The following is a 14,727-nucleotide window of genomic DNA, read 5'->3' on the forward strand; positions in this document are numbered from 1 at the left end:
CTCCAGCTCCCCACGCCCCCGTTCTACCAACTCCTCAGCGCGCGCGGGCCTGGGGAGCTGGAGACACCACGTAGGCGGACGCGGAGTCATCCACCTTCACTTTCGGTGGACGCCGGGACTCCTCGAAGAGGCGGTAGCCCGGCTCCAGGCCGCGCCAGAAGGCCTTCCGCGCGTCGGTGACGCCGGAGAGGGCCTCCAGCGCCGCGAGCCCCGCCGCGTCCAGCCGGCGTGGAAAGAGGTGCACCGGCACGTCGCGGCCCATGCGCGCGCGGGCCTCGGACACCATCACGTACAGCTCCTCGATGGGGCCGTCCTCGATGGCCAGGCAGCCGATGCTCACGCAGTCGCCGTGGATGTAGATGTCACCCCCGGGCTGCGCGGCGCCCAGCTTGCGGTCGAGCGCGTTCGGGTAGCTCACCCGCATGGACAGGTGGTACGCGCTCTTCGGGTTGAAGAGGTCCACCGTGTAGAAGCCCTCCGGCACCTGCAGGTCGCCCTGGGCCCGCTTGGGGCCCACGTCCCCGGAGGCCGCGCAGACGGGAAAGGTGCGCACCTTCACCAGCGGCTGGCCCGGCCTGCCCGCCCAGACCTCCAGCTCGCGCTCGACCTTGAAGGCCCGCAGGTAGAGCTCCTCCGGCGGCCAGGACAGCCCCGCCGCCTTGAACGTCTGGACAAGACCCGCTGTCTGGCGCTTGCGGGCCGCCGCGACCCGGTCCTCCGCGTGGGCGCACAGCGAGGCCAACAGGACACCGCACGCGAGCAGGGTCTTCATGGGCGGAATGCTCCTCTCCGGAAAACCGTTTGACGCCGGGCGGACGTCAATCCGGTCCCTGGGCAGGGATGGGCGGCGAACAGGCTACAGGCACGGGGGCACCCCTGGCCCCCTGCTTCCCAAGCTGCTAGCAAGCGGTACGTGGGCTTTCTGGATGACGTTCAGCGCAACGGCGATGGAAACCAGGGGCTGCCCGGTGTTCTCATCTCCAACGTGCATCATGGCGAGCAGGGGCCGCCGGTGTGCGCAACGACGGATGCTCCCCGCCCCGTGCCGTTCCGGCCTTTTGCTTAAGAATGAATGACTCCCTCGAGACCCTCCTCGCCGACGGCATCATCGACGCCGTCATCGGCCAGCTGAAGACGGGGAAGGAGGCGGAGGTGTGGCTCGTCCAGCACGCCGGCCAGGTCGTCGCAGCGAAGCTGTACAAGGAGCGCCACGAGCGCAACTTCCGCAACAACTCCGGCTACAAGGAAGGCCGCGAGGTGCGCAACTCGCGCACGCGCCGCGCCATGGAGAAGGGCAGCCGCTTCGGGCAGGCCGCCGCGGAAGAGGCGTGGAAGAACGCGGAAGCGGACTCGCTCTACAAGCTTCACGCACAAGGCGTGCGCGTGCCCACGCCGGTGATGTTCTACGAGGGCATCCTCCTGATGGAGCTGGTGCTGGACGCGGAAGGCCAGCCCGCGCCCCGGCTCGTGGAGGCCCCGCCCCAGACGCCCGAGGAGGCCGAGGCCCTCTACCTGGACCTGCGGGCCCAGGTGGTTCGCACCCTGTGCGCGGACCTCATTCATGGGGACCTGTCGCCCTACAACATCCTGATGAGCGGGTCCGGGCCGACCATCATCGACTTTCCGCAGACGGTGGCGGCGGCGCGCAACAGCCAGGCGGAGTTCTACTTCCGCCGGGACCTGGACAACGTGCGGCAGTTCCTGGAGGGCTTTTCGACCCGGCTGGCGGGCCGCGCGGGTGACACGGGCGAAATCTGGAACGCGTACGTGCGGCGCGAGCTGACGCCGGAGTTCGTGCCGTCGGGCGCGTTCCGCGAGGCTCCGCGCCGGCAGGGCGCTGGCCGTCAGGCGTCCCGGCAGGAGCGGTTCCTCCAGCAGGAGGAGGCCCGGCGCAACGAGGTCCCTCCGGCTCCGGCGCCCGTGGCGGCGGTGGAGGAAGGGCTCAGCGCGGAGGAGGCGGAGCTGCGCGCTCTGGAGGCGCTGGTGCTGCGCCAGGGTGGCGGCGAGCGCGGGCGGCCCATCGTCACGGCGAGCCCGCGGGATGGCCGGCGGCGCGGTGGGTTTGGTGGCAAGCCGCCGCCGCGCACCGGCAATGCGCCGAGGCCCGGGAGCGGAGGGCCCCAGCAGAACGCGGGAGCACGTCCGCCCCAGGGCGGTGGCAACAATCGGCCCAACGGCAACAACAACAACGGACGTCCGCAGCAGGGCGGGCCGCGCAACGGCGCTCCGGCGCAGGGCGCGAATGCTCCGGTGGCGCAGGGCGATGCGCGCATGAATGGCCGGCCGCAGCAGGGCGGGCCGCGCAACGGCAACCCGCGCAACGAACCGCGCCGTGATGGACGTCCGCCGCGCCAGCCCAACGGCGAGGCACGCATGAACGGTCAGCCGTCTGGCGAGAACGTCCAGGCTTCGCAGCAGAACGGCAGGCCGCCGCGCACGAACGGCCAGCCGTCCGGCGAGAACTTCCAGGCGTCACAGCAGAACGGCAGGCCGCCGCGCACGAACGGGCAGGCCTACAGCGAGAACGCTCAGGCTTCGCAGCAGAACGGCCGGCCGCCGCGCGCGAACGGGCAGGCCTACAGCGAGAACGCTCAGGCTTCGCAGCAGAACGGCCGGCCGCCGCGCACGAACGGGCAGGCCTACAGCGAGAACGCTCAGGCTTCGCAGCAGAACGGCCGGCCGCCGCGCACGAACGGGCAGTCCCGCGGCGGTGAGGCGGGCCTGAACGGCCAGCCGCGCATGAACGGGCAGTCCCGCGGCGGTGAGGCGGGCATGAATGGCCAGCCGCGCATGAACGGGCAGCCGTCTGGCGAGCACGGTCAGGAGTCGCAGCAGAACGGCCGGCCGCCGCGCATGAATGGCAGGTCTCGTGGCGGCGAATCGGGCCTGAATGGTCCGTCGCGCCAGAACGAGCAGCCGTATGGCGGCGAGGCGGGCCTGAACGGTTCGCCGCGCATGAATGGCCAGCCGCATGGCGGCGAATCGGATGTGAACGGCCCGTCGCAATCGCAGAACAGCAACGGCCGGCCGCCTCGCAACGAGTGGCGCGCGAATGGGCGTCCGCAGCAGAACGGCGGGCCCCGCCAGGATGGGCCGGGGGCGCAGTCGCGCATGAACGGTCGGCCTCCGCGCAACAACGGCTCCTTCCAGGACGGCGCCCCGCAGCAGAACGGCGAGCCGCGCCAGAACGGCCGGGGTCCGGGTTCAGGTCCCCGCGAGGCGCGCGGCAACCTGCCCAACAACGGTCCCCGGATGCCCCGTCAGGGCCCGGAGCGCGGCGCGGGACGTTCGTCCCGGGGTTCCGCGCCCCAGGTGAGCTACGTGGCCCGTCCGCCCGCGGCCTCGTCCTCGAACCCCGAGACGGGCTCCTCCTAACCTTCGGTCGGGGGAGCCCCCTACCTGGCCTCCCCGCCAGCGGAGCACCGCGAAAACCTGTCCGACTGTCCGACAGGTTTGGAGGACCAGGAGACAGGCCCCAGCACCCGCAGTGGCCGAGAGGCCCCTGGGGCCAGCCGGACCGCGAAAACCTGTCCGACTGTCGGACAAGTTTGGAGGACGCGAGGCCGGCCCCGGCGCCAGCCGGCCCGCGAAAACCTGTCCAACTGTCGGACAGGTTTTGAACCGCGCCGGCCGGGAGGTGCCGCCCTACTCCGCCTTCACCGGCGGCTGCTCGCGCGCCAGCTCCTCACGGAAGAACCGGCTGCCCTTCGCGAGCGTCTCCATGTACGGGCGCACGTCCTCGCGGGCCTCCGGGCTCAGCGCCGCGAACGGCGTCACGTGCGCGTCCGGCACGTAGCGGAACGTCAGGTTGATGCGCCGCGTGCGGAAGTCCGGCAGCTCCGGCGGCATCACGTGCCCCGCGCGCGTGTCCACCCGCTGCACCCGGTGGAACGTCTGGTCCTTCCACTGCGCCCCACCAAAGAGCTGCAGCGCCCCGTCATCCAGCCACTGCTCCAGCACCACCGCGTCCCGCTCGCCGGGCCGCGTGGACGTCACGAACTGGATGAGCGCGCGCTCGCCCAGGGACAGCGACGCCACCGGGCCCGGCTCGAAGTCCTTGTGCTCGCCCACGCGCGCGGTGTCCACCCAGCGCCCGTCCTCCAACCGGCTGCCGTAGAAGTTCACCAGGCACGTGTTGAGGTGCCAGCCCTGCGGCATGTCCGGGCCCCGGAACATCCGCCGCGCCAGCGCCTCCACCTTCTCAATCTGCCGCTGCAGCACCGCCGGGAACGGCTCCGCCTTCACGCAGCGGTTCTGCACACCCTTCGGGGGCCGGTAGTAGTCCAGGCACGCGAACTGCCAGTTGCCCAGCCAGTACACGGGCCTGAGCAACCGCCGCTGCTGCTGCCCTTCCGGCGGTGGGAAGTGCTTCGAGTAGCGCTCCTCCCACAGCGGGTGCAGCGTGCCCAGCCACGCCAATATCTCCGCGCGGTCCGCCGAGTTCAGGAAGCTCGCGTTGTAGTGGTGGCCCGGCGTGCGCTGCGCGGCCTTGCGCGCCAGCGGGGAACCCGGGCCCCTACGGGGAGGCAAGGCCATGCGCTCAGGTCCTCACGCCTCGGAGGCGGCCACGTCCAGCGCCAGTTCGATCATCTCGTCGAACGTCGTCTGACGGTCCTCCGGCGACAGGTGCTCGCCGGTGCGGATGTGGTCCGACACGGTGAGCAGGGACAGCGCCCGCGCGCCGAACTCCGCCGCCACGCCGTACAGGCCGGCGATCTCCATCTCCACCGCCAGGATGCCCATCTTCTCCAGCGTCGCGTTGAGCGCTTCCTGCGGGTGGTAGAAGAGGTCCGAGGTGAAGACGTTGCCCACGCGCACCGGCTTGTTGCGCTTCTCCGCCGCCTCCACCGCGCGCCGGGCCAGCGTGAAGTCCGCCACCGCCGGGAAGTCGTGGCCCATCACGCGCATGCGGTTCACGTTGGAGTCCGTGCCCGCGCCCATCGCCACGATGACGTCGCGCAGCTTCACGTCCGTGCGCAGCGCGCCGCAGCTGCCCACACGGATGAGCACCTTCGCGCCGTAGCTCCGCACCAGCTCCGTCGCGTAGATGGAGATGGACGGCACGCCCATGCCGTGCCCCATCACCGACAGCCGCTTGCCCCGGAAGGTGCCGGTGAAGCCCAGCATGTTGCGCACCGCGGTGACGGAGCGCGCGTTCTCCAGGAAGCGCTCGGAGATGTAGCGCGCCCGGAGGGGGTCGCCCGGCATGAGGATTACTTCAGCGAAGTCACCGGGAGACGCGGAGATGTGCGGAGTTGCCATGGAAGCAGAAGCCTTTCAGCGCCCGGTCGACAGACCGGAGGGAACACCCGTGGGAACGGCCACCGGCGTCGGTGCCGGCGCGGCGGGAGTGCACGGGCTGGGCAGCTTGCCCGAAGCCGCGGGCGTCGTGTTCACCAAAGCGGGGGCCTGCGCCTGGGGAGGCAGCCGGCGCGGAGGCAGCTGCACCGGCGGGGGGATGGGGCAGTGCGTGCACGGGCCCTTCAGCGGAATCACCAGCCGCCGGCCAATGCTCAGGAACGTGTTGCGCATCCGGTTGGCCTTCTTGATGGCCACCACGCTGGAGTTGTGACGCAACGCGATGCCGCCCAGCGTGTCCCCGTTGCGGACCTTGTACATCATCAGGTTCTGGTCCGGCTGGAGCGCCAGCAGCGGCGCCACCCGGCGGCCCAGTTCCTGCGCGCGGCCGTTGAAGAAGCGCACGTGGAAGTGGTCGCGGTGCCGGCGCGCGTGTTTGATCAGTGAGTTGAAGCCCGCGTTGAACAGCGAATCCAGCCACACCTTGTCCTCGCCAATGGACAGCGCGTAGTCGTACAGGACCTTCATCACGCGCTTGTCCACGAGGATCATCTGCACGTCGGTGTTCACCACCAGCGAGCGGACCAGCGCCCAGTTCATGGCCACGTCGATGTAGCGCTCCCGCTCGCGCTCACGCACCGGCTCCGCGGTCGGGTAGTAGAAGCCGAAGTCCACGTCGCGGCCGTTCTGGTGGCTCTTGTGCGGACGCAGGTAGCCACCGTCCTTGGTGGACAGGCGGTTGACGCGCAGCGTGGGCACGTTCGGGTACTGCGCGCGCACGGCGCGGATCGCGGCGGCCACGTAGTCCACCGTCTCCTGAGTGCCGTAGGCGATGTCCGGCGACACCACGATCCAATCCTTGTCATCCGGCACGCGCACACTGTTGATCTGCCGGCCGCTCTCCACGAAGCCAATGGACATGGAGCCCAGCGTGGCCGGGTCCTTCTTCCACGCCTCGGCGAGCGCCTCGTCGGACAGGTCGGCGGTGTACAGCGGCCCCGCGGGCGCGGCGGGCGCGAGCGGCGCCTGCATCTCGCCCTCCTCGCTCACGCCTTCATCGTCGGTGGCCGCGGTGGCCTCGTCGTCCTCTTCCTCCGCGTCCACGGGGCACGGGTTCTCCCGCACGGCGGCGTCGGTGACGACGGCGGCGACCTCCGCCGGGGAGGGCATCGCGATGGGGGCACCGGACGCGCTCACGGCGGGCGTGGCCTGGGGCTCGGCCGAGGCCGGAGCCGGGGCCTGCGCGGGCGGCGTCGCGGCCGGCGTCTCCACGGGAGGCGTCGCGGGCGAGGCCTGCACCGGAGCCGGAGCGGGCGCCGGGACGGGGGGTGACGACACGCGCGGCACAGCCGGCGCAGAACAGGAGGATCAGGAGTGAGGAACGCACCGGGCCGCAGGATGGCCCGAGATGCCCGGGTCACCAAGCGCGGAGCGCGATTTTGACTGCGCGTACGCACCCCTGCCTGCCTGCTTCAAGCGCTCCGTGTGAAGCCTCCCGCCTCCAGTGCCTCCGAGGCACGGCGAGGCGAGAGCACCTCGAAGGGCAGCCGCCGTCCGCCGCCCATGGACAGCACGCGCTGGTCCTTGCTCACCAGCCATGACGCCCCCGCGCGCGCCGTCAGTTCCAGGAACTTCTGATCATCCCGGTCCCGGCACGGCGGCAGCTCCACCGGAGTGCCCTCTCCGTCCGCGATACGCACGAGCGCGCCGTACGCCTCGCGCACCGTCCACTGCGCGTCCGCCGTCAGCTTGAACGAGGGATAGGCGAGCACCAGCGCCAGCTCCTTCAGCGTGTGCCGGTCCGCCCACGCCGTCAGCGCGCCCGAACGCAGCGCCTGCGCCAGCGGCCGCGTGAAGACATCATCAAAGACGAACACGTCCAGCACCACGTTGGTGTCCAGCACCACGGAACGAATGGCAGGCACAGCGGAAGGCGTCATCACGGTGAAAGAACTTTCCATCACCAACACCGCTGACACAACCCCGCCGTTTCACGCGTCAATCGCAATGCACGGAGGGTCCCTGGCGGAAACCGGGAATCACCGACAAGAATGCATCTCGCTGAACCCCCTCCCCCTGGCCGGCCCCCGCCGGTGAAAGGTCTGTCCATGAAGCCCTCGTCCCGTTCGCTGTGTCTGACGTTGCTGAGCGCCGCTGCCCTGCTCGGCGGCTGTGGAGGCGAGGAGGCGCCCACGCCGCAAGGGGAAGGCGTCGTCGTGCCGCCGGTCCAGACGGACGTCGCCGGCAACGGGCTGAGCGCGAGCGCCGCGTATTGCGACGACGTGACGACGTGGGACCCGGCCTGGGTGCAATTCGAGACGGACGTGCTCACGCTCATCAACCAGCGCCGCGCGGCGGGCGCCACCTGTGGCGGCGTGGCGAAGCCGGCGGTGGGCGCGCTCACGACCAATGACAAGCTTCGCTGTGCGGCGCGCAAGCACTCCAAGGACATGGGCACGAACAACTTCTTCAGCCACACGGGCTCCAACGGCTCCACGCCGTGGCAGCGCATGGCGTCCGCGGGCTACAGCTACCGGACGGCGGCGGAGAACATCGCCGCGGGCTACGGCACCGCGCAGGCGGTGGTGGACGGCTGGATGGCCAGCACCGGTCACTGCAACAACATCATGAACGGGGCGCTGAAGCAGTCGGGCATCGGCTACTACAACGCGCCGTCCAGCACGTACCGCGCGTACTGGACGCAGGACTTCGGCACGCCGTAGTTCGTGAGGAAGGGCGGAGGGCTATGCTCCGCGTCCCATGCCCTCCCTCTTCGCCGAGCACTTCCCCGCCCTGCGGTCCGGCTTCAGCTACCTGGACAACGCCGCGGGGGCGCAGGTGCCCACGCACTGCATCGACGCCATCCATCAATTCCTCTCGGGTGGCAGCTGCAACGTGGGCCAGCCCTACCCCGCCTCCCGCGTGGCCACGGCGCTCAAGGCCCGGGCGCGCGAGGAGACTGCGGAGTTCCTGAACTGCCGGCCCGATGAAGTCATGCTCGGGCCCAGCGCCACCGCGCTCACCTTCCAGGTGGGCCGGGCCGTCTCACGCCTCTTCAAGCCTGGCGACGAGGTGGTCATCTCCGAGCTGGAGCACGAATCCAACGCGGCCCCGTGGCGTGCGCTGGAGGCGCAGGGCGTGAAGGTGACGACCTGGCGCGCGAGCTGGCCGGAGGGACGGCTGGAGACGTCCGAGCTGCGCGAGCTCGTCACGCCGCGCACGCGGCTGGTGGCGGTGTCAGCGGCGGCGAACTCCGTGGGCGCGACGCCGGACGTGGCCGCGGCGGCGGAGGTGGCCCACGGCGTGGGCGCGTGGCTGTTCGTGGACGCGGTGCACTCCAGTCCGCATCACCTGCCGGACGTGCGCGCGTGGGGCGCGGACTTCGCGGTGTTCTCTCCGTACAAGGTCTTCGGTCCGCACCTGGGCTGTCTGTTCGTGCGGCGCGAGCTGCTCGCAGGGCTTCCGGCGGACAAGCTGTGGTTCATGCCGGATGACGGTCCGCAGAAGTTCGAGCCGGGCACGGCGAACCATGAAGGCTGGGCCGGATGGTTGGGTTCGCTGCGCTACCTGCGCGACGTGCTGGGCGGTGGCCAGCCGGGACGCGAGGGATTGGCGCGGGCCTTCCAGCGCATCGCGCAGCTGGAACAGCCGCTGCTGGAGGCCACGCTGGAGCAGCTGTCCCGTCATCCGCGCGTGCAACTCTACGGACCGAAGACGTCCGCCGGACGCGTGGCCACGTTCTGTTTCAACGTGACCGGCGTGGCGCCGCGCGCCGTGGCCGAGCACCTGGCGGAACAGGGCGTGGGCGTCGCGGCGGGGCACTACTACGCGACGATGGCGGCGGAGGCGCTGGGGCTCATGCCTGACGGCGCGGTGCGCGCGTCGTTGCTCCACTACAACACGGCGGAGGACGTGGGGCGGCTGCTCGCGGCGCTGGATTCACTTCCCTGACGCCGGGAGACCCGTCGTCCATGAGTCTGAGCCGCGCCCATGCATCAGGATTCGGGCTCGGCCCTCAAACGAGGGTGGGCCTCGATACTGGCCACGAACGCCCGTCCATGACGGAGCTGCCCACCCCAAAGGATGGCATTGGCCCAGCCGCCCCCGACTTCCCAGAGTTCGGCGAACCAAGCATGGAGACTGGCATGAGCGCTCCATCGACGGGCCCAGACCTCGGCTGTCGCCTGCTCTCCGCGTCGAGACCAGGCGATGAAGTGTTCGATCCCTTCGTGCTGGCGTAGCACCTGCTCGGCCGCGTCGGATGGAGCAACATCCGTCAATGCGGCTCCCAGCAATGCGAGCACAGCCCGCTCCCAATGCGGCTCGCAGGCTTCCAGGATCCGAGCCGTGTCGGCGTGCGCGCCCACCATCCCGAGCACCAGCATGGCGCATCCCGTGGAAAAGTCCTCGGTGCCCATGGCCTCCCGCACGAGGGGGACAATCGCGACGACCTCGCGGTTTCGCGGGTATCGAGGCAAGTGAATGCTGAGCGCTTGCACGTGCAACAAGCAGAGGTGCGTGGCGGATGAGCGAGTCAGCCCGGTGACGCTGTGGATGGCGGATGAAATCGTGGCGGCGACCCGCGGGTCGTCGAGATTCATGAGCGTCGCCAATACGGTCTTGTGGACCTCTGGATCCGTGTTGGCATCCAACCCGTCCGCTACGAAGCGCAAGAGTTCGTCGATGACTGCTGGAGGATGGGGCTTCCATTTCACAAGGGCCTTGGCAGCAGCCTGAGCAATCCCATGTTCGACGTGCGCCTCCACCCCGGGCCCGTCGTCGTGAGAATCTCGAAGCAACTCGACGAGGGCGTTGCGCCCCAAGTCCCAATGCTCTCGGGCCATCACCCCGACGAAGGCCTTCCGGACGAAGGAACTCTCATCGTGCGCATGGCGGAGAAGGGCTTGCTGCTCTTCTGACGAGGCCCTTGAGGGAAAGGCACGAACGACAGCCTCTCGAACCCTGGCCTCGTCGTCAGACAAAGTACGCAGAAGGAGTGCGCGTGCATCGGACGAAGAATCCTTTGCAAGCGCCTGGACAGCTTTCACGCGAACCCTGTAGTCACCGCTGGCCAGGGCCAGCGCTGCTTCCGTCAGCACGGACTCGCCTGACACAGCCAGGGTCAGCAGGCTGGCTTCCCCGAGCTTTCCCTCCGGGTGCAGTGCCCATTGACGCAGCCGCGCGCAGTCTTCAGACGAAACCCGTTTCACCCCGTGAAGCCCCTCTTTGTCCGAGGCCGTGCGCATGCACTGCTTCACGAGGGCGGCCAGAGGGAAGCCCATGGCCGCGCTCACCTCATCACGGTAGGGCTTCATCCCGTCGTTGGACCAGGACGCAAGCCCCTCGGCAGCCATGACGACGAACGCCCGGCGCTCCTCGGGCCACCCCAGACTCCGCTCGCGGAGAGCCGACCCAAGCTCCGGCGCCGGAATGAGACTCGACAAGGCGCCGAGACAACTCCCGATACCCTCCTGCGGGAGGGTGCCGAGCGCATCCATCATGCGAGGGGCAAGGCTTGCGAACTGATGCTCCGCGATGATGCGCCAGGCGTCGTCGGAGGACACCGCCTCTCCAACATCGAGGAATGCTTCGACTTCCGCCACCCCCGGCGGAGAATTCCCCTCGCGCATGGCATCCGCCCATCGACCGTACAGACGACCCCTCCGGGGATGGGTGAGAATCCACGCATGGCCTTCTCGCCGTCGCCGAGCCACCACCCAGCCATCCAGCGCGGTGTAGGCGGCCTCATGGGGAGTGCCATCTCCAATCAAGAGATAGTCGGCGTACGCGGCATCCAGCACTCCCTGATTGGCCTTTCGATACAGTTCGCTGGGAGCGTCTCCCTCCGGTGGCTTCTCCAATGCCATCAGGATCTTGTCTAGAAGCGCCTCATAGTCAGGCGCCGGTCCACTCAACGCGCCCTGGGCCAGTTCTCCGACGGCATGACCGCCAGCCTCAAGGGAATCATTGAGGCTCTGCGAATACACCTGACTCAGGTCCCATCCGAAACGCGAGGTCCACTCCTCGAACCCGCTATCGTGCAGCGCGAGACCTGCCGTCCAGGGCCAGAAGTGAATGTAGCGCTCCAGGATCCGCCGTGCGTCAGAAGACGCCTGGATGAGCTCATAGGTCGGGGGTTGCCAGTCTGGTGGGACCCAGCTGAGTTCCCACCAGCCCGCATTCTCTACCCTGGGAGGATGCAGGAGGGCATCGATCAAGAGCGCGACCGGCCCGCCTTCAGGCGCCCATCGGCGCATCGCGTGCAACACCTCCACGAAGTTTCCGAACGGGGTTCGCAGCACCTCATCAAGCAGATGTTGCTGGATGCGGGTGGAGAGCTCGTGAGGAAGCGAGGCACGTCTCGCATCGGGAAGGCGGTCGGCGATCTCATAAGCCGCGTGGACCTCATCCATGCCACACAGTTGTTCCAGCAACTCCGCCATGAGGTGGTCGGCCTCATCCGGCAGGCTGTCCAGGAACCGTCCCAGCCCCGTCACCGTCGTGGGGTGGGCACTCAGGCGCATGTCATTCCGCCGCAACCATCCAGCCTCCACCAGCCAATCCACGAGCCTCTGGATGGGAAACGGCTTCTGGGGCTGGCGCGACAAACGTTGCGCGCGCATCCGCACGACCCCGAAGTCACAGGCCGCGCTCACGCAGAGCTGTGTCCATAGGAACATGGCTGGAACCCCGGCCCAGCCCAACCCTCGAACCTCGCGCTCCAGCGTTCCGGACAACTCGCCCACTTCGGCGTCATGGAGGAGCCTCGCGAGGTCCAACTCGGAGTGTCTCGGTGCCGCGATCACCGCGGAGACAAAGCGATCAATGGAGAGGGGGACCTTCAATGTCTCGAGGATCTCTTCACAATGCTTCCGGACAAACTGTCGCCGACTCACCGACTGGAGGGATTGCGACTTTCGTTCCAGGATTCGCTGCCGGGCCGACGTGTCGTAGCTCTCGTAGTCGAGTGTCGCGCTTGCCCTCTCCACTTCAGGAGGGACATCCCCACCATAGGCTTCTGCCAGCAGGCCCATGCGGGTGGTGACAAGAAGTTTGTGGGCAGTCCCGGAGACTCGCCGGAACAGGGTTGGCAACTGCGCGGCCCAGCCCTTCTCCGGAGTTCGCGCATCCTGTCCCCAGGGGTCATCCACGCGAAACAAGAATGGGCCACCCTGGCCAAGACGTTGCAGGATGTCTCCTGGCGAATCCGCGTGAACCACCTCGAAAGGAGGCGAGGCCGTCCGCAGCTTGAATGTGAGCATGTCACCGACCAGGGTCTTCCCTGCGCCCGGAGGCCCTTTCAGAAGCAGCCCGTTTCCCTTCGCCAGCCGCTCCTCGAACTGCTCGTAGCCTTGAGGAGGCACGAAGTCATGCATGTCCGCGGTCTGCGTGGGTGAGCCTCCCAGACCGCGCAGTCGCACAAGGATGTCCTCTCGCGTCCATTGTAATGGACCATCCCCGATGAGCCTTGCGTGCACGTCCTGCTTCAGCAGCATCAAGGCTTCATCGAAGCGTGTCGCCGGGACAAACAGCGCAACGTCTGAGCTCTCGAACAATCGACGAATGCGCGTCGTGAGTTCTGCGTGCGTCAGCAGCTCCATGATGCCAATGCGGGAAGCAATTTCCTCGGAGGAAGCGCCTTCGGGGACCTCGAGTATTGCCTTCGGCACCTTCCTTGGAAGGCGCTCCAGACTGGGAACAACAAAGTCCCTTGAGTCTGAAGCGAACTGGCCGTTGGTAATCAGCACGTAACGCAGCGAAGGATCCGCGGCGAGCTGCGCCACCGGAACAGGGGACCTCTTGCGCGCGGGCGAGGCGTCTGAAGGAAGGGGCGCCTCGACGATCTTCCGGAAAGCGGCCTTTCCCGTCCAGGCGCTCCCTCGATACTTGATTTGAAACAGGATGCGCGCTGAATCGAAGCGAACATGGGAGGAAGCATCCTCGGCAGGAACGGCTTCAAGGTCCGCATGGGGTGCGGGCTCGATGACAACGTACGGCACCTGGCGCTCGAAGATGAGATGCAGAGCGAGCCATACGGTCGCCACTTCCTGATAGTCGTAACCCTTCAGGGCGGCCAGGCCGCCAGTCTCCTTGGATTTATTCGCGTCCATATCAAGGATTCTTCGGCGCTGAGCTTCGGCCGCGGCCGGGGCGCAGCAACGCCCATCCCGCCGCGATGATTTCGCAGACGCCGCCAATGACGATGCACCAGAGGGCGACGCTCATCACGCCGTCGTCTTCGCCCGAAAGGAGCGGCTCGCTCAATCCCATCCCCAGCACCACCGTCCCCAGGCCCGCGAGAAGCCCCAGGATGGGAGAGAACCTGCGCTGACGGCCAGTGATGTTGAGGAAGAGCAGCACCCCTCCCGCGACGAGCCCCACCACCACGACGGCGGCGCCCACGAAGAAGACCGGCGTCGGGCCGTCCGCATCCCCTCGGGCCCAGGCCCTGGACGCGAACAGGACGCTGGCCAGGCCGACCATCCAGGAGAGGCGCACCTTCAACGCGGAGAGCCATCGCATCCGTGAAACCCTACCACCTCACGCCTCCACGGGCGGAGGGGGCTGCTTCGCCGTCAGCGTCGCTCCCGCGGACGCGACGCTCACCAGCGCCACCGCCAGCCATTGCAAGGGCGTGAGCTGCTCGCGCAGGAACAACCACCCCACCAGCGTGGCCACCCCGGGCTCCAGGCTCATCAGGATGCCGAAGGTGCGGCTGGAGAGCTGGCCCAGCGCCATCATCTCCAGCGAGTACGGCAGCGCGCTGGACAACAGCGCCACGCCCACGCCCGCGGCGAAGAGTCCCGGCGTCATCCGCTCCAGGTGGCCCTCGCGCAGCATGAAGGGCAGCACCGTCAGCATGGCCACCACCATGCCCGCCGCCACGCCCTGCCCTTCCGGCACGCGGCGCGACAGCCTTCCTCCCGCCAGGATGTAGAGCGCCCAGCACGCCCCCGCCGTCAGCGCCAGCACCACGCCCAGCGGATCCAACCCGCCGGGCTTCGCCGTCCAGGGGGTAATCAACACGATGCCCGTCGCCGCGAAGAGCACCCACACGAAATCCAAGACCTTGCGCGAGCCCACCACCGCGAGCACGAAGGGCCCCACGAACTCCAGCGTCACCGCGAGCCCCAGCGGGATGCGCGCGATGGCCAGGTAGTACGTGAGGTTCATCACGCCCAGCGCCACGCCATACGGCACGACGGCGGCCCACTGCGCCCGCGTGTAGCGCAAGAGCGGCGGGCGGAAGTAGGCCAGCAGCATCACCGACGCCAGCACCAACCGCAGGCCCGCGGCCCCCACCGAGCCCAGGACGGGGAAGAGCCCCTTCGCCAGCGCGGCGCCCCCCTGCACGCTCACCACGGCGATGAGGACCGCGGGAATGGGGGGCAAGGCGGAGACACGGCGTCCGGCGACTTCGCTCATGGC

General features: G+C 68.6%; 11 protein-coding genes. 3 read left to right on the forward strand and 8 right to left on the reverse strand.

Annotation, left to right across the window (positions count from 1 at the left end):
• Positions 1 to 34: 34 nt before the first annotated feature.
• A complete protein-coding gene (locus tag D7V80_RS20190) occupies positions 35 to 772 on the reverse strand; it encodes a murein L,D-transpeptidase family protein (protein WP_120589699.1) in 738 nt (245 codons plus the stop codon).
• Between the two features lie 296 nt (positions 773 to 1,068).
• On the opposite strand from D7V80_RS20190, the gene D7V80_RS20195 reads away from it, so the two are divergent.
• Entirely contained in the window at positions 1,069 to 3,375 is a 2,307-nt protein-coding gene (locus D7V80_RS20195; RefSeq protein ID WP_120589700.1) for an RIO1 family regulatory kinase/ATPase, read from the forward strand.
• A gap of 270 nt (positions 3,376 to 3,645) precedes the next feature.
• On the opposite strand, the gene D7V80_RS20200 is transcribed toward D7V80_RS20195, so the two are convergent.
• The 4 genes from D7V80_RS20200 to D7V80_RS20215 all read right to left on the reverse strand — a co-directional run bounded on the left by D7V80_RS20200 (position 3,646) and on the right by D7V80_RS20215 (position 7,223).
• A complete protein-coding gene (locus D7V80_RS20200; protein ID WP_120589701.1) occupies positions 3,646 to 4,536 on the reverse strand; it encodes an alpha-ketoglutarate-dependent dioxygenase AlkB in 891 nt (296 codons plus the stop codon).
• A 12-nt stretch (positions 4,537 to 4,548) separates the two neighbouring features.
• Positions 4,549 to 5,262 carry a purine-nucleoside phosphorylase gene (gene deoD / locus D7V80_RS20205; protein WP_120589702.1) on the reverse strand — a complete coding sequence of 238 codons (714 nt, stop codon included), beginning with the start codon at positions 5,260 to 5,262 and terminating at the stop codon, positions 4,549 to 4,551.
• Positions 5,263 to 5,277: 15 nt separating this feature from the next.
• Positions 5,278 to 6,636 carry a LysM peptidoglycan-binding domain-containing protein gene (locus D7V80_RS20210; protein ID WP_233585532.1) on the reverse strand — a complete coding sequence of 453 codons (1,359 nt, stop codon included), beginning with the start codon at positions 6,634 to 6,636 and terminating at the stop codon, positions 5,278 to 5,280.
• Between the two features lie 134 nt (positions 6,637 to 6,770).
• Positions 6,771 to 7,223 carry a putative toxin-antitoxin system toxin component, PIN family gene (locus D7V80_RS20215; RefSeq protein WP_304987949.1) on the reverse strand — a complete coding sequence of 151 codons (453 nt, stop codon included), beginning with the start codon at positions 7,221 to 7,223 and terminating at the stop codon, positions 6,771 to 6,773.
• A gap of 183 nt (positions 7,224 to 7,406) precedes the next feature.
• Here D7V80_RS20215 and D7V80_RS20220 point away from each other — a divergent pair, with 183 nt between their 5' ends.
• Both D7V80_RS20220 and D7V80_RS20225 read left to right on the forward strand, forming a co-directional pair.
• On the forward strand, positions 7,407 to 8,021 hold the full coding sequence (locus D7V80_RS20220) for a CAP domain-containing protein (RefSeq protein WP_120589704.1): 615 nt from the start codon (positions 7,407 to 7,409) through the stop codon (positions 8,019 to 8,021).
• A 37-nt stretch (positions 8,022 to 8,058) separates the two neighbouring features.
• A complete protein-coding gene (locus tag D7V80_RS20225; RefSeq protein WP_120589705.1) occupies positions 8,059 to 9,249 on the forward strand; it encodes a cysteine desulfurase-like protein in 1,191 nt (396 codons plus the stop codon).
• A 44-nt stretch (positions 9,250 to 9,293) separates the two neighbouring features.
• Here the strand turns inward: D7V80_RS20225 and D7V80_RS20230 are convergent, their stop codons facing one another.
• The 3 genes from D7V80_RS20230 to D7V80_RS20240 are packed head-to-tail and all read right to left on the reverse strand — an operon-like array spanning position 9,294 to position 14,724.
• A complete protein-coding gene (locus tag D7V80_RS20230; RefSeq protein ID WP_120589706.1) occupies positions 9,294 to 13,409 on the reverse strand; it encodes a HEAT repeat domain-containing protein in 4,116 nt (1,371 codons plus the stop codon).
• 1 nt (position 13,410) lies between these two features.
• The gene (locus D7V80_RS20235) at positions 13,411 to 13,821 is read right to left on the reverse strand and encodes a hypothetical protein (protein ID WP_120589707.1); all 411 of its coding nucleotides are present in this window, start codon (positions 13,819 to 13,821) and stop codon (positions 13,411 to 13,413) included.
• An 18-nt stretch (positions 13,822 to 13,839) separates the two neighbouring features.
• The gene (locus tag D7V80_RS20240; RefSeq protein WP_120589708.1) at positions 13,840 to 14,724 is read right to left on the reverse strand and encodes a DMT family transporter; all 885 of its coding nucleotides are present in this window, start codon (positions 14,722 to 14,724) and stop codon (positions 13,840 to 13,842) included.
• Between the last annotated feature and the right edge of the window lie 3 nt (positions 14,725 to 14,727).

This window comes from Corallococcus sp. CA054B, from assembly GCF_003611625.1.
Lineage (GTDB): Bacteria > Myxococcota > Myxococcia > Myxococcales > Myxococcaceae > Corallococcus > Corallococcus coralloides.